Source organism: Butyrivibrio sp. XPD2002 (genome assembly GCF_000423945.1).
Classification (GTDB): domain Bacteria; phylum Bacillota; class Clostridia; order Lachnospirales; family Lachnospiraceae; genus Butyrivibrio.
The window spans coordinates 20,801-47,394 of sequence record NZ_AUIY01000028.1 but is presented as its reverse complement, the minus strand read 5'-3'; the positions used below and the strand labels follow the sequence as shown (position 1 = coordinate 47,394).

Below are 26,594 nucleotides of genomic sequence, written 5' to 3'. Positions count from 1 at the left end.
TTTACAGAATATCTTTTAACGCATTTACGTCAACACCTCGTGACACGCAAAGCGCAGAGGTCGGGCCGCTGTATGATAAGGGATTGCCCTCTATATCTGTCAGCTTGCAGCCTGCCTCCTCTGCGATGAGAGCTGCAGCGGCATAATCCCAGAGCTGCACTCTGAGTTCGAAGTAAAGTCCGCATCTTCCAAGTGCCACGCAGCACATATCCCATGCAGCTGTTCCTGATCTGCGAAGGTCAACGCATCTTGGAAGAAGCTTTTTAGCAATGTCAAAGGTCTTATCTCTAAGCTCCGTGTAATATGGCGCTGTTCCAAAAACCGCGAGAGAATCTGAAAGCGGCGAATCTGAAGACATTATCTTTTCACCGTTCATATAAGCTCCCTGTCCCGCTGTTGCAGAGAACATCATATCGTCATAGGGATTGTAGATTACGGCCATGTGAGGCTTACCATCCTTGAGCAGACCTATAGAAATAACTGAAGGTCTGTACTCATAGATGAAATTGGAGGTTCCGTCTATCGGATCAAGTACGAAGCAGTATCCGCTTCGCATCTTTTCAGTAAAAACGTCCTGTCCGTCCTCTTCTCCTAAAAATGTAGCCTCAGGCAGCACCTTCTGTAGTTTTTCAATCAAAAACTTCTGTATTTTTTCATCAGTCTCAGTGCAGAAATTGGCATGTCCGGATTTTTCCATTATCTTCGGACGTACTGCTGAAAGCATTATTTCTCCGGCTTCCTTTGCAACCTCAATGATCTCACTAATATTCATGTCCATATCCTCTCTTACATTTCATATATTTCAATATTCATAAAATTTCTCAAAACGCTTCGTTAAGCATAGCATACTTATTCATGTATGGTAAAATAAACTAATCAATTAGAAGGATTTTAGAGGTTATATGGTTAAAATAGATTTGATAACGGGTTTCTTAGGATCCGGTAAAACAACGTTTATACGTGAATACGCTAAATACCTGGTTTCCAAGGGTGAGCGAATCTGCATTATCGAGAATGATTACGGCGCAGTAAATATCGACATGGTCATGCTTCAGGAGCTTTTGGGCGATAACTGCAATCTGGAGATGATCGTGGGCGGTGACGGCAAGGAAGCCCATAGAAGACGCTTTAAGACAAAGCTTATCTCCATGGGAATGAGCGGCTATGACCGAGTTCTGATAGAGCCCTCCGGAATCTACGACGTGGATGAATTCTTTGATGTGCTCTATGATGAGCCGCTTGATCGCTGGTATGAGATTGGAAGTGTGATTTCACTGGTGGACGCTGAAGCTGTTTTTGGTCTTGAAGGTATCGAGCGTTATGTTTTCATGTCAGAGATTGCAAGCGCCGGAAAGCTCATTGTCACCAAGTTATCCGATTCCATAAATCCGGTCGATGTTATGAATGAAGCCAATAAAATAATGGCAGAATTTGGCGGGAAAGCCTTTGATATAGAAAAGGACTTCGTCGCAAAGAATCTTACAGAATATACGGATGAGGATTTTGAAGGTCTAAAAAGCTGCGGCTACAGGCATGCATCCTATGTTAAGACCCCTATCGAGGATAAGCAGTTTAATCCTCTCTTCTATTTTGATGTGGAAATGAACGAGGATGAGCTTAAGAAGCTGGCTACAGATCTTTTTGCAGATGAAAAGGCAGGACATATTATAAGAATAAAGGGCTTTGTCAAAACCGGCGAAAGCAGTCAGGTTCAGATAAACGCCACAGAAAAAGGCGTCATCCTAAGCGACATTGTAAGTAGCAGAAACGTGGTCATTATAATAGGTGAGGGCCTTAATAAGGACTACATCAACAGTATTTTCGAGGGCAAGTGCTCAGTGGTATCTCTATGATTTGGTTAATTTCTTTCGCATTGGCAATAATTCTATGCATAGCAGGTGTAATTTATCTTATATCTGCCATAGGCCGCTTTGGGCTATTTCAGCGTATTGAGAAAAAGTGGCTCCGTAACCTTCTGGTATTATGCACAATAGCCTGCGGCTTTATAATTATCACAGTAACGCTGTCATTTATAAATGCGCTTACTGTTCTTCTTCATGTTCTGTTATTTTTCCTTCTATCCGGTCTTATCTTTAAGATTATCTCACTCGGAAAAACAAAGAATTTCCGTTTTTATTATCAGGGATGGCTTGCAATAATCACATCTGTTATTTATCTTGGAACCGCTTATTATCTGTGTGTTCACGTATGGGAGACCGATTATTCTCTGAGTACGGATAAAGATATCGCACCTGTTAAAATTGCACTTATCGCAGATTCTCATCTGAGTACAACCTTTGATGGCGAAGGCTTTGCCAAACATATAGAAGAAATTGACAGTAAAAACCCGGACCTTCTGGTGATCTCCGGTGATTTCGTTGACGCTTCCACTAAAAAGGAGGATCTGGCAGTAGCCTGTAAAGCACTTGGAAATGTTAAGGCAAAATATGGCGTATGGTACGCCTATGGCAACCACGACGTAACTAACTGGGGGAACCTTGGCGTTACAAAGGAAGAGCTGGAAGCGGAATTATCCGCAAATAACATACATATTATGGAAGATTCCTATGAATATATTGGGGATTTGTGCATTGTGGGACGAAAGGATGCCCATGTAGCCTCTGACAGAGCAGATATCTCGGACCTTCTATCAGACGTCGATACCACAAAATATATAGTTGTGTTGGACCATGAACCCACGGATTATGATAACGAAGCTGCTTCCCCTGCTGATCTTGTGCTCTCCGGACATACCCATGGCGGTCAGCTGATTCCTATTACCTATATGGGAGTCTGGCTTGGATTTAACGATAGCACCTATGGTTATAAGAGAATAAATAACACAGATTTTATCGTAACCTCCGGAATTGCTGACTGGGAAATATTCTTTAAAACCGGCACCAGATCCGAATATGTTTTGATTTCAGTAAATTTCTGAATATTTTATTAATTATTTTTAATTTCAGACTTTTTCTTGTATTCGTATATTACTTTATGTATAATCGTTTTTTGTGGGACAAAAATCGATTCAGACTAAAGAGGATAATATTATGAAGATCATCAAGGAAAAGCTGTTACTAGTTGTCGCGTCTGTAGTTTGCATGATTATCTTATTCGGATGTTCATCCATTCATTCCAAGGCTGCCAGCAGGCAATATTCACTGGACTTTTCAAACGGTAAGACCTATAGCTTCGACAGATATGCGCCGTATACCGACAAAACCCCTGATTCATCTAGAGCCTGTAGAGGCGTCTACAACGTACTTCTATATGATGTAAATATGAAACAGAACGAATCCACCGGCCTTTGGACCTTCTCTAAAAATCCATATCAGGCCATATATAGTAAAACAAATCCCCAAAATCACGCTATTTTAACTTATATTCCTGCCAAAAACTGCTCAGGTATAAAAAAGCTCGAGGTGTCTAAAGCATTGTTCAAGCGTTGCTATAAGGAGCGCTACTTCTACTCTGATGCCTATGCGGATAAAATGGCCACAAATGACATGAAAAGAATTGAGCGTGACTTCGAAGGTTCAGCAAAGCTTGGAAATTCTGTATATACAATAGTTCTTAAGTTTACCGGTAGTTCTGATTCAGATTTTAAGGACGTTCCAAGCAACACAAAAGCTCCTGAACCCGAACAGGTTCCTGATACTGATGAAAAATCAGACAAAGCTGATCAGCCTGAGGCTACAGAGCCTTCTGAGGTTCCTGCTGTAGCAGATAAAAAGGACTCTCAGACAACAGTAAAAGCATCATATCAGCCCGGTAATATCATCAAGGGTACAAACTGCCAGTACAAAGTCCTTGATACAAAGGGAAATGTAGCCTTTGTAAGTGTTGATAACCAGACAAAGGATGTAACTATTCCCGATACCATCGTAGTTGACGGAAACAGAGAGCTGAAGGTAACCGACATTGCAGCAAATGCCTTTAAGTCAAACAAAAGCCTTAAGTCCGTTACAGTAGGTGCTAACGTTACAACAATTGGTGACAAGGCATTTTACAAGTGCAAAAAGCTTAAAAAAATCACCATTAACTCCGAGAACCTTACAAAAATCGGAAAGAAGGCCTTTGGTAAAAACTCAGCCAAGCTCAAGGTAAAGGTACCGAAATCCTGCAAAAAATCTTATAAAAAGCTTCTTAAAAAAGCAGGCGTTACCGCAAAAGTAACTTCAAAGTAATATAAATCAGCCAGGGAAATATGTTCCCTGGCTGTCTTTATCTACTCTTATATTTATCTGCAAAAATTCTCTAATCGCTTCTCCTCAGAAAGTGAGGAAATATCAGTATTTTGGAAGATATCCTTAATACGATCCTCGATAACCAGATTTTCTTTTGCAACAGGTGAAAAATTGTCGTATTTTTTCTCATTTACCTCATCCATGACGCTGTTTTTCCAATCGTCATTTACCAGGGCATCGAAATCATAGACGTATTCCTTATCTCCAGCCTGCGCTGCTTCTTCATTTGTCTCCTGCTGAGTGGCATTTCCAGAAGCACAGCCAACGCTCTGGGCGAAAAGAAGTACACTAAACAAGCCTGCAGCCATACGCAAGCATACTGCCACATTCCTATTTTTCATACCCAATAACCTCCGTAAAATAGTCTCCCCTCTATTTCCATTAAATCATAACATATTTAACGGTTTGCTCCAAATTTGGAGATGATTGTAATAGCATGTTATACTTAAAAGATACATAGAGATATAAAACCTTGCTAACCACTTTTTTAAAGGAAAAATATATGGAAAAAGAGATATTTGATAAAGAACAGGAACATTTGACAAAGACCTATGACAAGCTCCTGGAGATGAAGAATAAGCTTGAAGACCAGATCACAGCCCTTGATGAAAAGGCCCTTGATGACAAAAACGACATCAGGGACAATATCCGTTTCGATTACGCGGATATTGAGACCACCATGGAAACACTGGCTGAGATCGAGGTGTGGAACCGCTACATCGATACCTACAATGTCGAGAGCAGCTCCCTTGGCAATCGCTTAAACAGCGTAAATAAGCTCTTGGAAGCGCCCTATTTTGCCAAGATTCAGCTTCAGTTTGACCCTTCCGAGGAGCCCGAGAGCTATTATATCGGCCGCGCTGCCATCTCTGAAAACGGCTACGATCAGATGGTTGTTGACTGGAGATCTCCTATCGCAGAGGTTTACTACAATCAGGAGACCGGTCACACCCACTACACTGTTGAAGACAGGGAAATTCCTGTGGATTTGCAGCTTCGTCGTCAGTTCGACCTGCAGAAGAACAAGCTGATCTCCTACTTTGATACGCAGATTGCCATTGAGGATCCGCTGCTTTTGCAGTCTCTGTCCCAGACACACTCTGACAAAATGCAGGCAATTACTGCCACTATCCAGAAGGAGCAGAATATCGTCATCCGTTATCCTGACGTACCGGTTCTTCTTGTAAACGGTATAGCAGGAAGTGGAAAGACCTCGGTTTTACTGCAGCGTATTGCTTACCTTTTCTATCAGAAACGAAATACTCTGCGTCCGGATCAGGTGTGTCTTATGACCCTGAATCCCGTTTTCCGTGAGTATATCGATAACGTTCTGCCTGATATGGGTGAGACCAACCCTCTGACACTGACCTGGGGAGAGTTCCTTGAGATGGTCAATGTGCCCTTTACAGATAATGAGTATGACTACACTGAAGCAGAAAGCCTGCAGAAAATCCATGATATTTTGCCGACACTCACTCCTGAAATAGGAGATTTCAATGATATCAAGCAGAAGGGCAACCTTGTAATCTCAAGAAAAGAGGTCCTTTCCCTTGTTAACAGATTTAAGAAATTCCCCATGGGAGTCCGCCTTATTCAGACAGTATCTGATGAGCTTGAGCAAAGAGCTAAAAATGTGCTCCACAACATGGACCGCGACGAGGAAAACGCCTCCGGAAGTACTGCAAAATCCGATTCTGCTGAGGATAACCGCCTTGAGAACGACTTTGGAGGGGCTCTCCGCTATATCAGACATGCGGGCTTCGTAAATCCCCTTCATGTTGCGCAAAGAATCCTTGGCAAAAAGCGCATCACTCCTGCTGAATGGCTCTACACCAAGATGGAGCTAACAGGAATATGTGACCGCAACATGCGCTACGTTATGGTAGATGAGGTGCAGGATTACACCATGGCGCAGATGATGATATTTACCAGGTTTTTCCCCAATGCCAAGTTCATGCTTCTGGGCGATGAATTCCAGGCTATACGTGAAGGCACCATAACCTTCGCCCAGATCGAGGAAATGGCTAAGGCTGATAAAAAGAGATTTGCCACTCTTCCGCTCATGACCAGCTATCGTAGTTCACCGGAAATAACTGACATGTTCGCATCCATTTTGCCCAAGGAAAAGAAGATGATGGTATCCTCCGTAAAGCGACCCGGTGAAAAGGTTATCACAAAAGAATGCAAGTCCGAGAAGGATTATCTGAAGGAATTAAAGGGCATGATAAAGGAATTCGAGGAAAAGGATGGTCTTACTGCCATAATATGCAGAAATCCTCTTACCCTGGAGAAAACATCCTCTTTACTTGGAGACAGTGCCCCGCAGATAATTTCAGGGCACGACGCTCTTCCTAAGAATGGAGCATTCCTCTTAGAGCTTGCTCTTGCCAAGGGCCTTGAGTTTGATAATGTAATTCTGGCTGATGCGGATAGTGAATCCTATCCTGATGATGAGCTCGGAAAACACTGCCTGTATACTGCGATGTCCCGCGCCACAAGAAACCTTGCCATTTTGGCAGATGGATATTTATCTGACCTGTTGTAAATTCAAGAACAAAGAGTCGCTCGCGCCTAAGGCGCGTATGCAATTAAATCCGCTTCGCAGCCGCGAAGCGGATTTTTTCTGAATTTTTTAGTCCTGTTGAAGCTTGATCATATCTATTCTCTCAACAACCCCTATGTCCTCAAGAGCCTTTATCATGCGGTATACAGTTGCTGTTCCTATAGATTTATCCTTGCTTCTTACTATGCAGCAGATGTCCTTGCAGGACGCCCCATCGTTTTCTGCTATCACATTTGCCACAAGCTGTCTCTGTTTTGTAATTCGTAACCCCTTGTCCTTTAAAGCTTCAATAATCTGATCATTGCTCATATCCATTCCTCTTATTCTACATTTTTTAATGCTTCACTCATGGGTATACGCCCAATCTTGCGATATTCCAGCACTGCAACGATTACATATGTTATTACTCCCATCAAAAACATCTTCACGTAAACCGACGGATCAAGCCAAATGACCATCCATCCGCTCATCATCTGCTTCAGCATAGCCCTGAAAATTGCCACCATCACATTGGCCAATATCGGGTATGAAATAAGGAGAGATGCTACAACCACAATCGCTGTCGGAACTATGTAAAGCTTTGCTATTTCCATCCTGGAATATCCCAGTATCTTGGCCATGGATATGGACTGCACATTCCTCTCGATAATCAGCTTCGACAGCAGATATATGAGTACAATGAAGAGAATTACAGAGAATCCATCCACCATATACATCATGCTTCCCATAGAAATCATGAGCTGCCTTGATACTCTCGTAAGTGATTCCTCATCCACAACGGTTCCTATGTACTTTTCATCTATATCAGTTATCTCCGTATCCGAGAAAAATCCGGAGAAAAACTCCTCATCAAATCCCATGATCTCATTCAGGTGCTTTTTACTCATGAAAATTGCTATTCCACCGTCATAATCATAGGTTCCGGTGACCTTAAAGCCGTAATATTTGTCTTCATAGGGCTCCTTTAATGTCACCACATCTCCCTTTTTCAGACCATATTTATCCGCATAGGCTGAGGAAACAAGCACTGTTTTATCATCAAAATCCGCATTGATGAACCTGCTGTTATCCCTGATGCCATATAAAGTCACATCCTCGATTCTGGCACCATGCTCTCCTATGGTCTTCAGGCTGACTGCCGTGAATTTCTCAGCAGTTGTGTTATTGGTGTTAATCTTGCTCTTCAAAAATGTATAAGAAAATGCTGCGGACAGCTCATTGTCCGAATCTATGGTGCCTGCCGGAATCTGAAGCAGGTAGGTGTGCTTTGCAAGCATTGTGTCTGTCACGATTCCCTGATAATGAACGAGAAGAGGCGGCAACATCATTCCAAAGAACAGAAGCATGTTTGCAAATAAAAGTCCTACAAAAAGGATAATGTAGCTGCTTTTGTTCTGAATCAGTATCCTGATCCTGAAACGATCGAAAAATCTGATTCCCTTGCTCAAAGGAATCGCTGTTTTCTGCCTTTTTCCCGACAGATCACGCTTTATCAGCTTAAGAGGACTGAGCGAGAGCTTTTTCCTCAGAATGAAATACGTTATCACCAGCATTATGAGCATGGGGATTATGGTAGTTTTCAAAAAAGCATCTGCGCTCCACACCGTCACATAGGTTGGCAGGGAGTAGCTTCCATAGTACATGGCCACGCAGGTATTCTTGAAAACCGTATATCCAAGGATATTGCCTATAATTGCCGCTATGATCGTTACTATAAGAGGCATTGCCATATAGTGCCTTATCAGCTCATGTATGGTGTATCCGGAAGCACGGAGGGTACCGATTACACAAGCCTCCTTATGGATCGTGTTATTTATTGTTATTCCAAAGACAAAGGCCACAATGGCGATAATGATGTATAAAAGCACCTGCATCATTGCCTTATCTTTTCCAAGGTCCTCTCCTGTGAAGGTGATGGATTGATTCAAATAGCCTGGAATAAAGTTCTCAAGGGATGCCTTATCCGCAATATATTCCATCAGCTCATCGGAAATCTCTTTTTCCTCTATATCATCTGCGGGCTTATTATCATAAATCCAGGAGTAGTTGTAATGAATCTCTGAGTCTCCATACTCCTCAAACTGGCTCTTTGAAACCACTGCAACTCCGAAGGCTGATGAATCAAACATCATATCGTTGTTGCTGTAAAAAAGTGCGCTGTAGTCAGATAATGCCACAAGTCCCACAATTGTATAGCTTTTGCCATCAGATATCAGCGTATCTCCTATCCTGAGGCCATTGTTATCTGCATACATTCTGTCTATGCCTATCTCCAGAAGCTCCTCAGGGAGTCTTCCTTCCATTACACAGACCCTGTCTATTTCCTCTCTGTTTGCGTAAATCCTAAGCTTTGTATTGTTATCTAAGCCCTTTTCCACATAGAAGTTCTCGTATATTGTTACGCCCTTGTTTTCTATGCGATTTTTTTGTGATTCAGTCAGCTTGTCTTCTGTCCTGAAATTACCATCTTCTATCGAATATTTTTCAAAGCTCTCATCATACGCTATTATCATGCTCTCTCCGGCAACTAAAAAGCCTGAGACAAAGCCTATTGAAAGCACAAGCAGTATGAAGATTACTATATATTTACTTATATCCCCAACGAGCTCCCTGAGGAGCCTTTTCTTTAACGGATTTTTCATATCCAGCCCCTTTACCAGTCAAGCTCTGCAGCCTTTTGTTTTTCTTCATTTCTATAGCTTTTCCTGATCACGCCATCTCTTAGCTTGACCACAAAATCGGCCATATTCTTTATTGCGTCATTATGAGTGACCATAATAACGGTGTTTCCGTACTTCTGGTTGACCTCTTCTATAAGTGCAAGTATTTCCTTGGAAGTGTTGTAGTCCAGTGCACCTGTAGGCTCGTCACACAGAAGGATATCCGGATTTTTTACGATTGCTCTTCCGATAGCGCATCTTTGCTGCTGTCCGCCCGATAACTGGCTGGGCAGCTTGTTCTGGTGCTCTTTAAGGCCCAGAACCTCTATAATCTCATCAATGTTAAGCGGATTCTTTGATAAATAAGCACCCACCTCGATATTTTCCCGTACAGTGAGATTTGGAATCAGGTTATACATCTGAAAAATGTAACCCAGATGCTCCCTTCTGTAGGCTGTAAGCGCCTTTTCATCCATATCTGACATGCTTTTCTCACGGATTATGATCTTTCCGGAATCAGCGTTGTCAATTCCACCTATTATGTTTAGAAGCGTGGATTTACCTGAACCGGACGGCCCAAGAAGTACTACAAACTCACCCTTCTCTATGCCAAGACTTATATCCTTCAGGACTTCTATCCTGCTTCCTCCCTCCCCGTATGACTTTTTAATGTTCTGTAATTCAAGCTGCATTTCATACCTCGCAATTTTGAGAAATATTATCAAAATTTAACTCCGAGACTATGTTAGCACTAGCTAACCATTTTTTCAAGTATATTCGAGCAACTTATTAAATTGGACGAAATAAAACCTGCTTATTTGCATATCGAGTAGGCTGACTCCTACTCGATTTCGCACACGAACATTCCGCACTTCGTGCTCCATGTTCTTACAACCGGCAAATGAATTTGTATGCAAGCATCCATTCGCTTGCCGGTCTTGTGCAACAAAAAAGCACTATCCGGTACTTTTTTCCCGAATAGTGCCATATATTCACAACCATGACATTTAAAAATGTAGCTGATTACTTCTTCTCAACATCAACTGATTTCATACCGGCCTTCTTAAGGAGCTTCTTGTAAGCCTTAATCTGAGCCTTGGGAACCTTTACAGTCAGTGTCTTGGAATTCTTATAAAAAGCCTTCTTTCCAATCTTCTCAAGAGATGTTGTGTAAATCTTAACCTTCTTAAGCTTCTTGCACTTTGCAAAGGCTGAATCGCCGATTTTTGTTACGTTCTCACCGATATAAACCTTCTTTACCTTCTTGTTGTGGTAAAGTGCCTTATCTGCGATGGCTGTAACCTTATAAACGTTACCCTTGTAATTTACTGTATCAGGAATAACTACCTTCTTGATGGATGCATCTGTAAGACCAGTGAAGGTAACCTCCTTATTGCCTGTAATCTTGTAAGCATAGCCGTCGATCACGAAGTCAGCTTCCACATTCTGCTTATTTTCTTGCTTCTGATCCTTGTTCTGGTCCTTATTTTCTGTCTGAACCTTACCGTTTTCATCCTGCTTTACGTGCTGAGATTCAGGGTTATTGAAAACAATCTTAAGCTTAAAGTAGTTTGTACCCTTGGAATCCTTAGCTTCTACACCATAAAGCTTCTTAGCAGCGAAAAACGGCATCTGAGCATCAATCCAGCTCTTTGACTTGCCCTCAAGGAACTTACTTGTAACTGTCATCTCGAAAGTACCCTTGGAATCGCCTGCGTCACACTTTATGCCCTTGCAGCTTGTTTCGAAGTCGATAAACTGCTTGGCATCCTTATTTACAATGATGCGACCCTTGTTGTTATTGCAGTTCTGACAGGTATAATCAACAGGGAAAAGATCATACAGCTGAACCATTGTTGACAGAAATACTACATTCTTCTCCTCTTCGTTGAGATTGAAATCCTCAATGTGATCCCAATCCGGAGAGGTAATCTGCTGTCCCCTCATATAACTCTGTGTCTTCTGCTTGGAAAAATCGATAACGACCGTATCGTTTGCTGCGTGAGCAGCTGATTTCATGCCTGTAAGCATGACGATTGCTACCGCTGATGCCATAAGCATGCGGCAAGCGTTTGTTAAAACTTTTTTCATCCCAAAATGTCTCCTTTTTCTAGTATTCCCCCTTCAAGCCTTATCCATAATACGACACAAACGCTAATTTATCAAGCTTTTGACGTTATTCCCAACATCTTGCCGAAAATAGAGATCAGCAAAAATGAATATACACACCAGAGAACTATCACTATCAGCCTGCCATTACCCGACAGAAACTTAAATATGCTGATGACCAGCTCAGTCAGCGGAAAAATCACCATCACAAGAAAAATTCCAACTGACAGCAATCTCCTACTAAGCGTATTTGCCATTAACTTAAGGAAAATCGGATATCCTATCACTTTTTCCATGCCGGAGTTTTGACTTATCTGGTCCAGCACAGGCATAATATCAGGAAACTTCTGGCCCTGACTTTCGGCCTCATAGACATACGAAATGTACCTTTCAGTATCGGAATCAGTATAGCCCTCATCCATCATTTTCTGGCAAAGCTGGATAGAACTATCTATCTGAAGCTTATCCTGCTGAAGCTTTTCCATCTGGCTTTCCAGTACCTCTGTGATGTCCTGATTCTCCAGAAGAACCTTTTTGATATCCTCTATGGACATATCTATCTTCCTAAAAAGTACTATCTTTTTAAGACGGTCTATATCTTCGGACGTATATTCCCTATAATTACTATCTTCGCCCCTATCGGGATTTATAAGCCCTTTTCTCTCATAAAATCTGACGCTGCTGACATCGAGGCCTGCAGCAACAGCCGCTTCACTTATTTTCATACCCTTTTATCCTCACGCTATGTTGCTTTTTACCAGTTTTTTGGCATCCTCCACTACTTCTCTCGGAAAATCATAACACAAAAGAAGATCTATGGCATTGGATCCTTCCCCAAAACCGGATTTTATCCTGTAATCAAACTTAATACCATCATCCGTAAGCCTGCTCTCAAAATGATAACCCGAATACTCGTGCTTAAGGTATTTTGCGAGCTCTCCGTCATGTGTGGATACAATAACCATGCCATTTTTGCCGCTAAGATATGACAGAACCGCCTTGGATGCCGCAAGTCTCTCCCTGTAATTAGTTCCCTTCAGGATCTCATCGATGAAATAGAGGACCCTGCCGCCCTTCTTTGATTCATCCAGCATTCTCTTAAGATACCTGACCTCTCGCACATAATAGCTCTCCCCGGTGAGAACATCGTCCCTGACAGCCATTGAAGTCATCACGACGCTTCGCGGTATTTCCAGCCTTTTAGCGCAGCACGTATATATTGACTGTGCCAGAATCGCATTGACCGCAAGAGCCTTCATGAAGGTACTCTTTCCCGACGCATTGGCTCCCATGATCATGGTCGAATTCCCGAGATTAACTGAATTAAGAACAGCATTCTCGATCAAAGGATGATAAATATCGCATACATTTATCCTGTTATCCTTAGAAAACTCTGGAATACAGTAATCCGGAAGACTTTTTCTAAAGGAAGCCACAGAAATGGACATATCCACTTCTCCCACAAACTTGTAGAGCTTCATTACAGCCTTTTCATTCCCCTTAACTATCTGCGTTATCTTATGAAAAGATACCAGATCGTACAGCGTGATACCCATCAGATAATCAGCAAGCATCCCCTGGGGATCTGTAACAGCATAATTTTTCTTGGTCACCAGACCACCTGCAAGCTTCTTTAATCGATGGAGCCTTTTTAGATCTTCACTGATGCCTTCATATACTAAATGCTCCGGAACACATCCCTTTTTCAGCAGCTCCTCTGAAACATCTATAAGACTGCATATACCGTATAGACAGTCCATCATGTACTCTGCCTTAGATTTGGTTCTCATATATAGAAAAAGATTAGTGCACGCGATACCAAGCAATAACACTGCACATTCCGCACTTCTTAAAGCCACACTTAATATTACCGCTATTACAAGCGCAGCCTGGAGTATTCTGTAGCACCATGCGAAAGGCAGCTCAAACTCTGACAAAATCCTAATAAGCTGCGGCATATAATAACTAGTGTTTCTTTTTCCTACCCTAAGCAGCTCAAATTCCGCATCCGTTCTGGCTTCGTCGTTTTTATCGTAGTAATCCACAGCGTCGCAAAAGCCATCTGCATTATCTTCATTTAAACAATGAAGCTTATGATATAGTACCTGCTCGCCAATGTAGGACCTCGTGTGATTAATCCTGTAAAATACTTCATCCATCTCAAGATCATCCCAGGTGATCTCATCAACATCACTCCCGCCCTTATCCTCATGATATTTGGCTATGAGTTTTCTCCTGTCCCTTCTCATATGATGATATGGATCGTTTATAGGATTATTCCCGTACTGTTTTTTTATCTGTTCCCTCTGTTTTCTTTTGTTAAGCATCATACTGTTTTCCTCCTGTTATGAGAGGAAAATACACCCTGAACCAAGTGTAGAGTCAACAAAATACAGCAAAAATTTTAAATATTACACTTGCTATTGAAAAAGAAGAGCCGCATCCTTCGATGCAGCCCTTCCGTTTTTCATCATTCTTATTATAACAGCTCTATGCCAATTACGCTGTTTTCTTGTGCTCCTCTTCCTTTGTCTGAGGTGCTGTTCTTCTGGTCTGGAAGATGAACAGTCCAAGGAATGCAGCTGCTGCAATTATTCCTATCGGATAAGCAATTGATACCGACAGATGCAGGCACTCAGGTGCACAGAAGAAATATGTTACTGAAACAGCTGACATAAAGGTTGCCGGGATAGCTGTAAACCAATAGTTGCGGCCATTTACAAACAAATACATTGAAGCGGTCCAAAGAGCTATCATAGCAAGAGTCTGATTTGACCAGCTAAAGTATCTCCAAACTACGCCGTAGTTTAACTGACTGATGAATGCGCCGGCAAGAAGAAGCGGTACGCAGAGTTCAAGTCTCTTCATATAAGGCTTCTGATCTACCTTAAACCAGTCAGCAACAACCAGTCTTGCTGATCTGAAGGCTGTATCACCGGAAGTTATAGGACATGCAATAACGCCGAGCATTGCAAGAACGATACCGAAGCCACCCATTGTCTTTGTGCAGATATCATATACACATGCTGCCTGTCCGTTTGCAAGCATATCTGTAAGAGCTGTTGTAAGTCCGCCTGTCTTAGCATAAACTGCGCTACCTGCTGCAGCCCATATAAGAGCGATTATTCCTTCACATACCATTGCTCCGTAGAATACCATATGGCTTTCCTTCTCTGTCTTGCAGCAGCGAGCCATAAGAGGTGACTGTGTTGCATGGAATCCTGAAATAGCACCACAGGCAACTGATACGAACATCATAGGCCATATAGGTGTATTGCTGGGATGAAGGTTTGAAAGCTCAATCTCAGGAATTGTATATCCATGTGTGAAAATACCGATTCCAACGCCTACTGCCATAACTATAAGGCAGACACCGAATACAGGATAAAGCTTACCAATAATCTTATCGATCGGAACAAAGGTTGCTATGAAGTAATATGCAAGGATCAGAGCAAGCCAGAAGGTTGTATTTGTTAAAAGTCCTGAGCCGCCCTGATTACCAATCAGAAGAGAAATAAGTCCTGCAGGACCTACTGCGAAAACAGTACCAACCATTACAAGAAGCACTACGCTGAAAACTCTCATGATAGTTTTCATAACGTTTCCAAGATACATGCCTGTAAGCTCAGATACGCTGGCGCCATCATGACGCATGCTCATAAATCCTACTGAAAAATCGTGAACACCACCTGCAAGGATAGTTCCGAGGGTGATCCAGAGAAAGACCGAGGTTCCCCACTGAGCTCCTGCCAAAGCGCCATAGATCGGGCCAAGTCCTGCAATATTAAGAAGCTGTATCAAAAAGAGCTTCCATCTGGGCATTACCACAAAGTCTACACCATCATTGATCCTTACTGCCGGAGTTTTTCTGTCATCCGGCCCATATACTTTCTCGATGATGCTACCGTAGATGAAATACCCTGCCACTAATACACTCAAACATACCAAAAAGCTGATCATATGAATCCCCTCCTATCAATGTAGTGAAAGTGAAATCCTTCCCTATATTGAAGTATAGGCTCACGAAAATTCGGTAACAATAATTCGGGATTCAAATGCTAAAAATCGGTACTGAAATGCAATACACTCTATATTTCAGACACAAAAATGCGCTTTGACGTCATGAATCATATTTCTGCTAATGGGAATAACGGCATTATCACATTCCTTGAGCTTGCAGGCATAGCCATTGTTATAGTCAGGAACAAGGGCCTCACAGGCGTCAAAATTCACTATAAAGCTTTTATGTATCCTGGAAAACTGGTCTCCCGCGGGCTTAAGCTTCTTTTCCCACTCAATAAGAGGCTCATTGCTGTAATAGATATTCTTGTGGCAGTGTACCTTGGAGCCCTTGTGAATGGCCTCAATATAGCTTATGCTATCCGCCACAACTACTTCCATGTGGTCTCCTGCGGGAAGCGCAAAGGGTCCCGGCATCTGTCTCGTGGATGCCCTTCTCTTCATAAGCTTTTCGATGGATTTCCTGATTCTGTTCTCATCAAAAGGCTTCATCACATAATCCACAGCGTCAACATCAAAGGCATTAAGCGCATAGTTTTCATAAGCAGTCACAAAAATTATGGCTGTATCCAGATTCTTTTGCCTCATTGTCTCTGCCAGCTTTGTACCCTTGATGTCTCCCATCTCTATATCGAAAAAGCACACATCAAATGTATATTTATCTATCAGATCCAAAACCGCAGCACCACTGCCGGCTTCCATCACCTCAGCATCCGGATGGTTAAGGTCTTTTAAGATCTTTTCCAGCAAAAATCGCAGCTCACTTCTGGCAGGTCTCTCATCATCCGCTATCAAAATCCTCTTCATTCCCTCTTATCCCTCCAACAAAGCTTTTGGCGGTATGCGCATTGTGACGGTGGTTCCTTCCCCTGAGGAATCAATCACAAGCCCATACTTTTCCCCATAAATACTACGTAGCCTTCCATCTACATTAAGAAGACCATATCTCCCCTTCGTTGTCTTATCATTGAACGCCCGGAGCACCTGATCCGGGATTCCATAGCCGTTATCGGATATTTTTATTAAAAGATCCTCCCCTTCCATACCGGCTTTGATTTTAACCTCGCCAACCTCTCTTCTCATGGCTCCGTGCTTTATCGCATTCTCCACAATAGGCTGCAGAATAAGGGTTGGAACCTGCCTGTGAATATCTGCTTCGATATCCTTCACAATCTGGAGTTTATCCTCGAATCTGGCCTTTTCAAGCATCAGGTAGGCATCTACCTGCTCAAATTCCGCTGCTATATCGATCATATAATCATCACTGGAGTTCAGGTTATGCCTGAAGTAAACGCTAAGAGCCAGAAGCAGCTCCCTCGCATAATCGGGCTTTTCCCTGCAAAAGCAGGATATGGTATTTAAGCTGTTAAACAAAAAGTGCGGATTTATCTGTGACTGAAGAACCCTGAATTCAGCTCTCTCCCTAATCTTCTTCTGATATTCAACCTGATAGGCCTCATAGTTGGTGGAAAAGAACTTGGCCAGAGCTGAAACCAGACACTCCACAGCTTCAGGCGATGAATATCTTCTGTCGAAAACCAGCACCAGATATCCCCAGGTCTCATTCCCCATGGTAACCTTGGAGCCAGATGCAACCAGCGACTGCTTAAAGCCGAGGATTCCCTTTTCCTTCTTATATATAAGCTCAGTGGTGCAGCGCCTTTCCATGCTGTTTACAAAGCTCTCCGTAAACTCATAATCGCTGCTAAACAGCTCATCTTTGCGGCTAAGAGGAAGAAAGAAAACATCCCTGCACCTTGAAAAACCGCTGATAGTCTTCTCCATCTCCCTGTAATCACCGTCTGTTATGCGACTTTTTCTGATATTGACCACGCAGGCATCGGCAATACTCAGCGCCAGACGCATTTTATCTGCAGCAATAAGATTCTGCCTGGTATATATATCATCAAATACCGAGAAAAACAGAACCATTCCTATGGAATTAAAAATGATCATTGGAAGAGCAATTATCTGAACGATAGACACAGCAAGGCTAAAGGGCCTTACAAACACCAGAAGATTGGCCATGTGCAGGCACTCTGCAACAGCCGTTATTGCAACAAGGAAATACCACTCAAAATCTATATTCCTCTTATGAAAGAACTGATATATGAACGCACCGATCACGCCCTCCATAAGTGTGGAAAGTGCGCATGCAAAGGTCGTAACACCATGAATATCAAAAAAAATACGGTGGATTGCGCCAATCAGACCCGCCAGAATCCCGACTGTCGGTCCGCAAAGCAGACCTCCCGCCAGGGCGCCCAAAACACGGGTGTTAGGAATAGCACCCTGAACCTGTGCTCCTGTGCAGGTTGAAAAAATACAGAATCCCCCAAATATTCCTCCCAGCACAATCTTAGCCATGAAAATGTGCTTATTTTCCTCGCAGATGATCTGCGTAACAACAGGAATTCTGACCAGAATATTGGCAATAAGCACAAGAAGACCAATATTTACGATCATATTGTAGTATAGTTCCATGTTTTTCCCCCAAACAAAAACCCTTCTACTACTAACTATTATTATAGCTTCATTATAATAAAATAGTCCTATTTTTTTGTGTTTTTTTACGCTATTTTTTACGATATAATGTAACTGTGACGAGGGGGTAATTTCATATGGCTGATTTGAAAAAAAGGGATTTTCTTTGGATAATCCTGTTTCTTGTTGTCTTCATAAACGGATTCGAAGCCGGCGGATATCAGGCAAGCCTGTGGAATATAGGTGAGACCTACGATCTGTCTTTGACCTCTATGGGTCTTTTTGCATCCGTTGAGCTATTTGCTACTATGCTTGCTCCCCTTGTTCTTGGAAGCTGGGCAGATCATAATAACAAGGCAAAATGCATCATTATTCTCCTGGCTATTCAGCTCGTAGCAGCTTTATTTGTTCTGACCACCGTTAGAAACACTTATTTTATTGGCGGTATATTCTTCCTGGGGCTAACCACCAGTGCGCTTCAGTTTATTTCAATTGCAGCTCTCGCTGACGCATACCCTGTAACGAATAAAAATAAAATAGGCTTTATGACCTCCATGTATGCAGCAGGAGCGCTGGTTGCGCCTCTGGTTGTCAATTTCTATCTCATGATGGGCCTTAGCTGGCGTATATTATTCGCGCTTTTATCAATTGGTTCCGCCGTAGCCCTCATCGGGATCGTCAAATCAGGCAGCGAATGCCGCGAAGAGCTTCCTATGGACGACATTGACTCTGTTTCATCAGGAAAATTCGTGATCACAGCCATTCTGTGCCTGTGCGTTATTATGTGTATTTACGTGGGATTTGAAAATGGATTCACTTTCTTTGTAGATACTATGTTTACTGATACTTTAAAGTCCGAAAACGGGAAATTTGCACTGTCTCTGTTCTGGGCGGTAATGATTCCTTCCAGAATGCTGGTTGGACACTTTTCAAAGCATTCCAAACAAATATTGCTGGTATCACTGCTCGCGATTCCGGCATTTACTGTTCTTTTCTCCTCCATGCAAAATAGCACCGCAGCCATGCTGGTTTGTATCCCATTAGGCATGGCGAGCGGAGCTATTTATCCCTGCGTTTTAACTATAATGCTCAATTTTTCCGGAAAAAGAACCGCTACCTCAACAGGTGTGATAACCACCGCAACCGGTATCGGAGGCGTAGTATTTACCGCGCTCACAGGCTATATGTCTGATCTGTACGGAATGCGAAGTGCCATCGCGGTACTTGGTTCATTTTTCATATTATCTCTGTTATCGCTCCTGGGAATCCATATACTTATGAAAAAGCATTCCCATTCCTGATTCGCATGGAGCATCGCAAAGTCAGGCAAGAAGGTCTCTAAAGCCCTCTCTTAATGCCTTGGACATTTCGTCCAGGTGTCTTGTATAGCAGTGATCATCTCCATGGATGGTCACAAGCTTTGCGTTTTTATACAGCTTTGAAGCCTTTACACCATATTCGTAGGGAACTGCCTCATCATCATCTCCATGGATGATCAGGACAGGTCCATCAAATCTTGCAATCTCGTCCTCAACATGAATGGTCTGGGCAACTCTGATATAATCGCCTGAGATCTCCCATTCATCAGCGCCAACCTTCTCCGGAATGTGCTTTGGATCAAAATCAGCCCCAAGAATAGTGCCTTCTCTTGCTGCCTCAGGAATCATCCATGCGGGTGAAAGCGGAATTATCGCCTTGAAATCATCAGCACACATACCGCCAATCAGCATTGTAAGAAGTCCGCCCTGAGAATGTCCGCAGATATAGAGATCTGTCACGAAATCCAGCTGCTTTGCATATTTCACAACTGAAAGGGCATTGGTAACCCATTTATAGAGAGTGTGATTCTTAAATTCGCCATCACTTCCGCCATGACCATACATCTCAACTCTGAGAACGGATACACCCTCAGCATTTATCGCATCCTTGGCTGCTATTATGTGGTCCTCTTCCATATGTCCGGTAAAACCGTGGATCAGAATGCAAAGCGGCCCCTTCTCTGTACCTACACGATCAAGCTTCGCATGAAGGCGTGTACCATCGCTGTCAATATAAAACTCTTCCATATCATCCTCCTGCTTTTATTAAAGTTTTCTGCTTTTTTATCTTGTAGGCAACATTATAATCTCCAGTTACTTCTTGTAGCAATGCCAAAATTGACTTCTTGTTTCAACGGTAAATTCGCCGTTTTTCTCTATCTTCTCCTGGAAATATGCAAGGAGCTTGTCCACGTTTTCCGGAATAAACTTTGCAAAATCATCAGCCCAGCTGCCGTGGATATCGTAACCTGTAATCTTTGTTCCTGTAGGTATATCAGGCCAGCTTCCAGTTTTCAGTTTTCATCTGAACTGCAAGCATGTGGCTGTATAATCCGTCAGCTTCCTTCAGCTTTGCGGGAGAATCCGATTCAGCCACTTTTCCATTCTTAAGGACAACTATCTTGTCAGCTCCGTCTACGGTACGCATACGATGAGCGATTATAAGAACTGTCTTGTCCTTAATAAGGTCGCTTATTGCCTCCTGGATCAGCGACTCGTTATCCACGTCAAGAGATGCTGTGGCTTCATCCATCAGAATTATAGGCGCATCCTTAAGGAAGGCTCTGGCTATGGAGATTCTCTGGCGCTCTCCGCCTGAAAGCTCGGAACCATTCTCGCCTATAAGGGTATTGTAGCCCTCAGGGAGCTTTTCTATGAATTCATCGCAGTGAGCGAGCTTAGCTGCCGCTTTTACCTCTTCATCCGTAGCTTCCTTTTTACCGATTCGGATATTTTCAAGAACCGTGTTATTAAAAAGCGTCACATCCTGGAAAACTATTGAATACATGGAAAGGAGCTTTTCAGGGTCAATCTTGGAAATATCCATGCCACCAACGGTGATAAGGCCCTTCTCAATATCCCAGAATCTCGCTGCAAGCCTTGAAACCGTTGTCTTTCCACCGCCGGAGGGTCCGATAAGGGCTGTAACCTCGCCCTGCTTAGCCACAAAGCTCACATCCTTTAATACTGTTTCCCCATCCTCATAAGAAAACCGCACATTCTTAAACTCGATATCATAGTTCTTATTTGTAAGCTCTTCACTTCCGGTCTGCTCATAGTGAGACAGAATCTCATCCATTCTCTCGCACTGGGTGTCGGTTGAGATCAGAGCTGAAAAATTCATCAGAGATATCTGCAGCGGCTCATACATTCTTGAAACCACCAGAAGGTACATAAAGAAAGTAAACACATTTATCTCGTTTTTCATAAGAAGCGATGAACCAACGATAGCCACTGTGCCTATTCCAAGCTTCAGGATCATCTGGGAGCTGCTTACAAATGCTGCATTTATGAACTCCGTGAAAATGGTGTGGGACTCGACAGCCTTAATCTTCTTATTAAGTCCCACCATATATGTATCCTGAGCGTTATAAGCCTTTAAATCCCGCACCGTTTCCAGCGCTTCCTGAATACCGTCAAGGCAGGCAACCTTGTATTTGCTTCCCTTGCGGTTCACTTTATGCATCACATGTCTTGATGAAAAAACAATAATGAAGGCTACAGGAAGCACCCACACTGCGGCTATTGCCATCCTGGCATCGAAAAAGAACAGGCTGATCACTACAATAGTAGTTGAAATAAAGGCACCCACCAGCTCCGGAAGCCAGTGAGAAGAAGATGTCTCAAGCATTGCACAGTCTGCCATTATAGTGTTTGTAAGGTCCGCCAGGTCCTTTTTTCCAAAAAATGACAGCGGTATTTTTCTTAGCTTTTCCGCCAAAGAACGCCTTCTTACGCCGCTTTCAACGTAGGTTGAAAAGAATGTGGCATTATACTGCAGATATTCGGTAAATGCTATCAGTATCAGGCTGATCACAGAACCTATTATGTATATTTTCACATGATCGCCTGGAATCTCCCTGTTAAACAGGTCTCCCGTCATCATAAAAAGAATTCCAACAGGCATCATCTGTGCCAGATTTGCTAAGGTACAGGCTCCAAAAGCCTTTACCATATCCTTTGCTCCCTGCTCAGAGAGCGCGTATTTATGCTGTAACTTTTTTATCATTATCCTGCTCCCTCCCCATTTTCCAGTTAACGGACTTCTTATACTCATTCCACATGTGATCATAGATACCGCCCTTCGCAAGCAGAGCATCATGCTTACCGCTCTCTACGATTTTTCCGTCGGAAAGAACGCATATCTTATCTGCATCCACAACCGTCGACAGACGATGGGCTATCATGATGACTGTCTTGTCCTTGGCAAGATTTGCGAAGGCCTTCTGAACCATGTTCTCATTATCAGGATCAGCAAAGGCTGTAGCCTCGTCCAGAATAAGGATAGGTGCATTTTTAAGGAAGGCTCTCGCAATAGAAATTCGCTGAGCTTCGCCGCCCGAGACATAGGTTCCCTTACTACCGATCATGGTGTTAATACCATGCGGCAGCTTTTCAATAATATCCCAGCACATGGCGTCCTTAAGGGCCTTTACTACTTCTGCCTCCGTAACATCAGGCTTTCCCATCCTGACATTATCAAGGATAGACATCTTGAGGAGCTTGCTGTCCTGGAAAACATAGGAAACATTTTTCATAAGATCCGCTGAGGCGATATCCCTTACATCAACGCCGCCGATTTTAATGCTGCCCTGCTTTACATCCCAGAATCTTGCAACAAGAGATGCAAGCGTAGTCTTACCGCCGCCGGATGGCCCCACTAATGCAACATGTTCACCGGGCTTAATATCAAGACTTATGCCGTCGATGGCATTAGTCTTCTTCTCATCATAGGTAAATACGATATTTTCAATTTTTATGCTGCTGTCCTTAGGATTTTGTGGATTTGAAGCTTCCTTAAGAGGCTCCACATCAAGAAGTGCGTACATTCTGTTAAGAGCATCCCTTACAATCATCTGGCTCTCACCGGCATAGGCAACCTTCATCAGAGTAACCGTGAGAATCGGTGTGATGATAATGTAAAAGAGAATGTTGTAAAGGAATGTATCTGTAACCCCGTTTCTTGCAAAGATAAAGCTGCAGGCCACAAGGGCAGCAAACACAGCATTTGCTGCAGTAGTAAAGCCTATCATGGGCATTCTCATGCCAATAGTGTAGGTGATAGTCCACTTTTCGTATTTATCTATTGCTTCCTTGAATCTTTTAAAAGAGAAAACTGACTGACCAAAGGTCTTTACCACGGGAATTCCCCTGACATACTCAACAGCTTCTGCAGACATCTCATCAAGAGCATTCTGATACTCCTTCATGTCATTCTGCATCTTTTCCCCCATCATTCCTCCCATCATAAGGAAGGCTAAAACCGCAGGAACAAGGCAAATAAGGCCAATTCTCCAGTCAAAGATAAGAAGCATTGCGATAAGACCAACCGGTGTAGCATAACTTACTGCCTTATCCGGAAGGCTGTGCGCCAAAAACGTCTCCGTTGCTGCGCTGGATTCAGCCACAATTTTTCTGATCTTGCCGCTTCCTTCGGATTCAATGTAACCCATAGGAAGCTTCATAACATGCTCCATCATGGCTTTTCTCATATTTGTCTGAACTCTGAAGGCTGCCAGATGAGAGCACAGCAGAGCTGAAATATAGAGAAACATTGCAAGAAGGCTCATTCCTACAGCACTCCATCCGTAAGACACTATATGAGTCGCCTTTGAAAAAACAGGACTTACCGCTACCACCTCCCTGATGATGCGCCAGATGTAATAAAACGGCACCAGCGCCACCAGGGCGCTTATAGCGGCAAGAATCCATGAACTGATAGTAAAATACTTGTGATTACCTGCGTAATCGAATAGTTGTGGTATGACACTTTTATTTTTATTCATTTTTTCCCCTTTCTCCCCAATTTTGGACCACAGGGACGGGGTTATAGGGCCAAAAAATGAACCACTAACCCCGTCCCCCTGGGTCATTTCACAACTTCCCACATTTGGCCCATATTCTGGAAACCATCCTGTGGGAGACAACCTTTGCAGGTGTGTTCCCCTTCGTTTTTTCCTGAGGAACAGCCACTGCATCCCGAACAACCTTTAGAGGAAAAGACCACCTTTTTTATGATTCCCATTTTCTCGAGATATTCCATCTGCCTGGTGACATCCTCTACACTGGTATGTAGTTCCAATGCCAGAAGTTTTGTGGTTCTGGCATGACCATCCTTAAGTAATTCCAATAATTGTTCCATTTTTCATCACCAAATAAGCATTCCCACATGATATGCAACAAATGCGAGTAAAAGAGATACTGCTGTGTAATAAAGCACGATTCTTCCTGTCCATTTCGCAGAGTGTGTCTCCTGATATGTAGCAGCAAGCGCAACAACACAGGGCATGTTGAAGGTCATTGCAAAGATAAATGCGAGCGCCTCGGGCTTTGATACGTTTGCAAGAAGAATTGAGCTTAGGGTTACACCATTTGCTGTAGATCCGGCACCACTCATAGCATTGGTAAATGCAGCACTGTATGAGCCACCGGTGTAAAGAGCGCTGATAACACCAATAGCCCCCTCTTTTCCTACAGCCGATGCCAAGTATGAGAGGAATAATTGCCAGGGCATACCAAAGAATTTTGTAACAGGCTCTATTGCTACACCGATTGTGTAAAGGATTCCACCAGTTCCTGAGGGTGAATAGCTAAGAAGCCAGAATACACCACAGACAAGTAGTACTACTTTCGTAACTCTGATAAATGTCTCTTTTGTTCTTCCGAATACATATCTGAAAAGAGCTCCCCACTTCGGCTTGTGGTACGGAGGAAGCTCCATGATCATTCCGTAGCGATCTTCCTTCTGAACAAGCTTTGCCCCAAATATTTTTGCCGTAATATACATGTGTAAAAGCATGGTGAGGAGAATTACAGCGACCACAAGCACAGCTCCGGGTCCAAAGAAAATAGATGAAAGCATAGGGATAGTAGCCCAGGCTGCGCCGCAGGGAACTGCCCATGCGAGAGCAATCGTAAGAACCTTCTGTCCCCAGTTATCGATGACTCTTGCTCCTGCCGCACCACCCATAGTGCAGCCAAAGCTTACAAGGAAAGGCATAACAGATTTACCCTGAAGTCCCAGTTTTCCCATAGTATTATCAAACACATAGGAGATGCGGGCCATAATGCCAACCTCTTCAAGAAGACCAAATACCAGGGTTACTCCAAAAACAAATCCCAACATTTTGAAAATATATGAAAATGACTGGATAATTACATCTGTAGCGATAAGAATTATGAATTCAGGACATCCAATAGATGATAATCCTGCAGTAACAGGCTCTTTAAGCATTAGAACAAGCTCGCCAACGATCATAGGCGGAATAGCCGGAACAAAAGATGCTATAAGGCCCAACAGAACCGTAAGAACAACGGCAGGCTTTCCCCAAACCTTACTTGTATAAATGCGGTCAAGCTTACCAAGAGTCACTTTTACTGATTTAGACTGGATGGCTCCATCGATCATGTCATCAATCCAGGCAAACTTGCAGCCTCCGACTGCCACAGCCCCCTGAGACGATTTTCTTATTTCCTTTATTCTGTCGAACGTTTCTGCATCGAGTGCATTACCCAGCTTTCCCACTACTACTCTGTCGTTCTCCAAAACCTTTGAAGCAAGCCACATTGAAGAATAGCCCGGAATAATACCTTCCGGAATCAGGTTGCAGATTTCCTGATATCCCTTAATACTCTCGTACTGCTCTTTAAGCCCCGAAACATCAAGTCTTGAATCCTTCCTGATAGCCTTTTCCAGAGTCTTGTAAAACTCATCATAGGACTTCACATCTGTTGCTGAAAAGGGTATTACCGGAATTCCCAGCTTCTCCTCTATAGCTGCTGCATCAATCTTTTTCCCCTGATCTGCAGCGACATCCGCCATATTGAGCAATAGAAAACATGGTGCATTTATTCCGGCATAATCAGCCAGCATGAAAAGACTTCTCTGAAGCTGTGAACTGTCTGCAAGGATACAAACCACATCTGCTTTTCCTGACGTGATGAAGTCTCTCGTGATGACCTCTTCATCAGAGTTTGCTGATAAGCTGTATGATCCCGGTAAATCTGCCACGTTATACTCTTTTCCGCCATAGGTAAAAGAGCCTTCTTTTTTCTCAACCGTCTTACCCGGCCAGTTGCCAACATGCTGGCGAAGGCCTGTAAGAGCATTAAACAAAGTTGACTTGCCCGAATTGGGCTGTCCGAGAAGGGCTATAGTCGCTGCTGCACTCATGCTGTCACCTCCTCAACTGTAATACCAATGCACTCCTTACGGTTAAGTGCGATCATGGTATCTCTTGAATACACAAGCAATGGCCTGTTCCTGTCGTTTTTGATGACACTTACCCTGCAGCCTGGTGTCAGTCCTATCGATGTTATACGACTCATGAATCTTGTGTCGCCATCAATAGCCATTATTATGGCATCTCTGTTTTCCCTTACTTCACTTAAACTCATAACTTTCTCCTCTCACAATGTTAGCGTGTGCTAACTGAATGATAGCACATTTTTCTTATATTAAATGATGTTTTGA

The 26,594-nt window shown here is 43.0% G+C and carries 22 protein-coding genes; 5 read left to right on the top strand and 17 right to left on the bottom strand.

Going from position 1 to position 26,594, the window contains the following annotated elements; all coding sequences use genetic code 11:
* Nucleotide 1: 1 nt before the first annotated feature.
* Nucleotides 2–772: an inositol monophosphatase family protein gene (locus G587_RS0113845; protein ID WP_026492749.1), complete on the bottom strand. Its 771-nt coding sequence runs from the start codon at nucleotides 770–772 to the stop codon at nucleotides 2–4.
* A gap of 130 nt (nucleotides 773–902) precedes the next feature.
* Between G587_RS0113845 and G587_RS0113840 the strand changes: the two genes are divergently transcribed.
* The 3 genes from G587_RS0113840 (at nucleotide 903) to G587_RS0113830 (ending at nucleotide 4,187) form a co-directional block, all read left to right on the top strand.
* Nucleotides 903–1,853, top strand: a complete 951-nt coding sequence (locus G587_RS0113840) for a GTP-binding protein (protein ID WP_026492748.1) — start codon at nucleotides 903–905, stop codon at nucleotides 1,851–1,853.
* Nucleotides 1,850–2,938: a metallophosphoesterase gene (locus G587_RS0113835; protein ID WP_026492747.1), complete on the top strand. Its 1,089-nt coding sequence runs from the start codon at nucleotides 1,850–1,852 to the stop codon at nucleotides 2,936–2,938. Before G587_RS0113840 ends, G587_RS0113835 begins: the two co-directional genes overlap by 4 nt.
* Nucleotides 2,939–3,050: 112 nt before the next feature.
* Nucleotides 3,051–4,187 (top strand): leucine-rich repeat protein, encoded by a 1,137-nt coding sequence (locus tag G587_RS0113830; protein WP_026492746.1) that lies wholly within the window; start codon nucleotides 3,051–3,053, stop codon nucleotides 4,185–4,187.
* 53 nt (nucleotides 4,188–4,240) lie between these two features.
* Here the strand turns inward: G587_RS0113830 and G587_RS0113825 are convergent, their stop codons facing one another.
* Nucleotides 4,241–4,588: a hypothetical protein gene (locus G587_RS0113825; RefSeq protein ID WP_026492745.1), complete on the bottom strand. Its 348-nt coding sequence runs from the start codon at nucleotides 4,586–4,588 to the stop codon at nucleotides 4,241–4,243.
* 161 nt (nucleotides 4,589–4,749) lie between these two features.
* On the opposite strand from G587_RS0113825, the gene G587_RS0113820 reads away from it, so the two are divergent.
* Entirely contained in the window at nucleotides 4,750–6,792 is a 2,043-nt protein-coding gene (locus G587_RS0113820) for a HelD family protein (RefSeq protein WP_026492744.1), read from the top strand.
* An 87-nt stretch (nucleotides 6,793–6,879) separates the two neighbouring features.
* Here G587_RS0113820 and G587_RS0113815 read toward each other — a convergent pair whose 3' ends face one another.
* The 9 genes from G587_RS0113815 to G587_RS0113775 form a co-directional block, all read right to left on the bottom strand.
* Nucleotides 6,880–7,119 (bottom strand): Fur family transcriptional regulator, encoded by a 240-nt coding sequence (locus G587_RS0113815; protein ID WP_026492743.1) that lies wholly within the window; start codon nucleotides 7,117–7,119, stop codon nucleotides 6,880–6,882.
* Between the two features lie 11 nt (nucleotides 7,120–7,130).
* On the bottom strand, nucleotides 7,131–9,452 hold the full coding sequence (locus tag G587_RS0113810; protein ID WP_026492742.1) for an ABC transporter permease: 2,322 nt from the start codon (nucleotides 9,450–9,452) through the stop codon (nucleotides 7,131–7,133).
* 11 nt (nucleotides 9,453–9,463) lie between these two features.
* The gene (locus G587_RS0113805) at nucleotides 9,464–10,162 is read right to left on the bottom strand and encodes an ABC transporter ATP-binding protein (protein ID WP_026492741.1); all 699 of its coding nucleotides are present in this window, start codon (nucleotides 10,160–10,162) and stop codon (nucleotides 9,464–9,466) included.
* Between the two features lie 331 nt (nucleotides 10,163–10,493).
* The gene (locus G587_RS22845; protein ID WP_035786777.1) at nucleotides 10,494–11,561 is read right to left on the bottom strand and encodes a leucine-rich repeat protein; all 1,068 of its coding nucleotides are present in this window, start codon (nucleotides 11,559–11,561) and stop codon (nucleotides 10,494–10,496) included.
* A 71-nt stretch (nucleotides 11,562–11,632) separates the two neighbouring features.
* Nucleotides 11,633–12,304: a MerR family transcriptional regulator gene (locus G587_RS0113795; RefSeq protein WP_026492740.1), complete on the bottom strand. Its 672-nt coding sequence runs from the start codon at nucleotides 12,302–12,304 to the stop codon at nucleotides 11,633–11,635.
* 12 nt (nucleotides 12,305–12,316) lie between these two features.
* Nucleotides 12,317–13,909 (bottom strand): MutS-related protein, encoded by a 1,593-nt coding sequence (locus G587_RS0113790; RefSeq protein WP_026492739.1) that lies wholly within the window; start codon nucleotides 13,907–13,909, stop codon nucleotides 12,317–12,319.
* A gap of 169 nt (nucleotides 13,910–14,078) precedes the next feature.
* Nucleotides 14,079–15,539, bottom strand: a complete 1,461-nt coding sequence (locus tag G587_RS0113785; protein ID WP_026492738.1) for a carbon starvation CstA family protein — start codon at nucleotides 15,537–15,539, stop codon at nucleotides 14,079–14,081.
* 135 nt (nucleotides 15,540–15,674) lie between these two features.
* Complete coding sequence (locus G587_RS0113780) at nucleotides 15,675–16,406, bottom strand: LytR/AlgR family response regulator transcription factor (RefSeq protein WP_026492737.1); 732 nt, start codon at nucleotides 16,404–16,406, stop codon at nucleotides 15,675–15,677.
* Nucleotides 16,407–16,412: 6 nt separating this feature from the next.
* A complete protein-coding gene (locus G587_RS0113775; RefSeq protein WP_026492736.1) occupies nucleotides 16,413–18,083 on the bottom strand; it encodes a LytS/YhcK type 5TM receptor domain-containing protein in 1,671 nt (556 codons plus the stop codon).
* Nucleotides 18,084–18,220: 137 nt separating this feature from the next.
* Between G587_RS0113775 and G587_RS0113770 the strand changes: the two genes are divergently transcribed.
* Nucleotides 18,221–19,384, top strand: coding sequence for an MFS transporter (locus tag G587_RS0113770; protein WP_026492735.1), 1,164 nt, complete (start codon nucleotides 18,221–18,223; stop codon nucleotides 19,382–19,384).
* 21 nt (nucleotides 19,385–19,405) lie between these two features.
* Here G587_RS0113770 and G587_RS0113765 read toward each other — a convergent pair whose 3' ends face one another.
* The 6 genes from G587_RS0113765 to G587_RS0113740 all read right to left on the bottom strand — a co-directional run bounded on the left by G587_RS0113765 (nucleotide 19,406) and on the right by G587_RS0113740 (nucleotide 26,518).
* Nucleotides 19,406–20,149 carry an alpha/beta hydrolase family protein gene (locus tag G587_RS0113765; RefSeq protein ID WP_026492734.1) on the bottom strand — a complete coding sequence of 248 codons (744 nt, stop codon included), beginning with the start codon at nucleotides 20,147–20,149 and terminating at the stop codon, nucleotides 19,406–19,408.
* Nucleotides 20,150–20,396: 247 nt separating this feature from the next.
* On the bottom strand, nucleotides 20,397–22,130 hold the full coding sequence (locus G587_RS0113760; RefSeq protein ID WP_026492733.1) for an ABC transporter ATP-binding protein: 1,734 nt from the start codon (nucleotides 22,128–22,130) through the stop codon (nucleotides 20,397–20,399).
* The gene (locus G587_RS0113755; protein ID WP_035786775.1) at nucleotides 22,108–23,907 is read right to left on the bottom strand and encodes an ABC transporter ATP-binding protein; all 1,800 of its coding nucleotides are present in this window, start codon (nucleotides 23,905–23,907) and stop codon (nucleotides 22,108–22,110) included. The genes G587_RS0113760 and G587_RS0113755 overlap by 23 nt, the downstream gene beginning before the upstream one ends.
* A gap of 83 nt (nucleotides 23,908–23,990) precedes the next feature.
* Nucleotides 23,991–24,263: an Lrp/AsnC family transcriptional regulator gene (locus G587_RS22840; RefSeq protein WP_035786773.1), complete on the bottom strand. Its 273-nt coding sequence runs from the start codon at nucleotides 24,261–24,263 to the stop codon at nucleotides 23,991–23,993.
* A 6-nt stretch (nucleotides 24,264–24,269) separates the two neighbouring features.
* Nucleotides 24,270–26,294, bottom strand: a complete 2,025-nt coding sequence (gene feoB, locus G587_RS0113745; protein ID WP_026492731.1) for a ferrous iron transport protein B — start codon at nucleotides 26,292–26,294, stop codon at nucleotides 24,270–24,272.
* The gene (locus G587_RS0113740; RefSeq protein ID WP_026492730.1) at nucleotides 26,291–26,518 is read right to left on the bottom strand and encodes a FeoA family protein; all 228 of its coding nucleotides are present in this window, start codon (nucleotides 26,516–26,518) and stop codon (nucleotides 26,291–26,293) included. The genes feoB and G587_RS0113740 overlap by 4 nt, the downstream gene beginning before the upstream one ends.
* Nucleotides 26,519–26,594: the final 76 nt, after the last annotated feature.

Bases quoted from the DNA above. Each gene is read 5' to 3' on its own strand.
- G587_RS0113775 (WP_026492736.1), bottom strand. From the start codon at position 18,083: ATGGAACTATACTACAATATGATCGTAAATATTGGTCTTCTTGTGCTT.
- G587_RS0113810 (WP_026492742.1), bottom strand. From the start codon at position 9,452: ATGAAAAATCCGTTAAAGAAAAGGCTCCTCAGGGAGCTCGTTGGGGAT.
- G587_RS0113790 (WP_026492739.1), bottom strand. From the start codon at position 13,909: ATGATGCTTAACAAAAGAAAACAGAGGGAACAGATAAAAAAACAGTAC.
- G587_RS0113740 (WP_026492730.1), bottom strand. From the start codon at position 26,518: ATGAGTTTAAGTGAAGTAAGGGAAAACAGAGATGCCATAATAATGGCT.
- G587_RS22845 (WP_035786777.1), bottom strand. From the start codon at position 11,561: ATGAAAAAAGTTTTAACAAACGCTTGCCGCATGCTTATGGCATCAGCG.
- G587_RS0113765 (WP_026492734.1), bottom strand. From the start codon at position 20,149: ATGGAAGAGTTTTATATTGACAGCGATGGTACACGCCTTCATGCGAAG.
- G587_RS0113845 (WP_026492749.1), bottom strand. From the start codon at position 772: ATGAATATTAGTGAGATCATTGAGGTTGCAAAGGAAGCCGGAGAAATA.
- feoB (WP_026492731.1), bottom strand. From the start codon at position 26,294: ATGAGTGCAGCAGCGACTATAGCCCTTCTCGGACAGCCCAATTCGGGC.
- G587_RS0113755 (WP_035786775.1), bottom strand. From the start codon at position 23,907: ATGAATAAAAATAAAAGTGTCATACCACAACTATTCGATTACGCAGGT.
- G587_RS0113780 (WP_026492737.1), bottom strand. From the start codon at position 16,406: ATGAAGAGGATTTTGATAGCGGATGATGAGAGACCTGCCAGAAGTGAG.
- G587_RS0113805 (WP_026492741.1), bottom strand. From the start codon at position 10,162: ATGCAGCTTGAATTACAGAACATTAAAAAGTCATACGGGGAGGGAGGA.
- G587_RS0113770 (WP_026492735.1), top strand. From the start codon at position 18,221: ATGGCTGATTTGAAAAAAAGGGATTTTCTTTGGATAATCCTGTTTCTT.
- G587_RS0113820 (WP_026492744.1), top strand. From the start codon at position 4,750: ATGGAAAAAGAGATATTTGATAAAGAACAGGAACATTTGACAAAGACC.
- G587_RS0113825 (WP_026492745.1), bottom strand. From the start codon at position 4,588: ATGAAAAATAGGAATGTGGCAGTATGCTTGCGTATGGCTGCAGGCTTG.
- G587_RS0113815 (WP_026492743.1), bottom strand. From the start codon at position 7,119: ATGAGCAATGATCAGATTATTGAAGCTTTAAAGGACAAGGGGTTACGA.
- G587_RS0113785 (WP_026492738.1), bottom strand. From the start codon at position 15,539: ATGATCAGCTTTTTGGTATGTTTGAGTGTATTAGTGGCAGGGTATTTC.
- G587_RS0113840 (WP_026492748.1), top strand. From the start codon at position 903: ATGGTTAAAATAGATTTGATAACGGGTTTCTTAGGATCCGGTAAAACA.
- G587_RS0113760 (WP_026492733.1), bottom strand. From the start codon at position 22,130: ATGATAAAAAAGTTACAGCATAAATACGCGCTCTCTGAGCAGGGAGCA.
- G587_RS0113795 (WP_026492740.1), bottom strand. From the start codon at position 12,304: ATGAAAATAAGTGAAGCGGCTGTTGCTGCAGGCCTCGATGTCAGCAGC.
- G587_RS0113835 (WP_026492747.1), top strand. From the start codon at position 1,850: ATGATTTGGTTAATTTCTTTCGCATTGGCAATAATTCTATGCATAGCA.
- G587_RS22840 (WP_035786773.1), bottom strand. From the start codon at position 24,263: ATGGAACAATTATTGGAATTACTTAAGGATGGTCATGCCAGAACCACA.
- G587_RS0113830 (WP_026492746.1), top strand. From the start codon at position 3,051: ATGAAGATCATCAAGGAAAAGCTGTTACTAGTTGTCGCGTCTGTAGTT.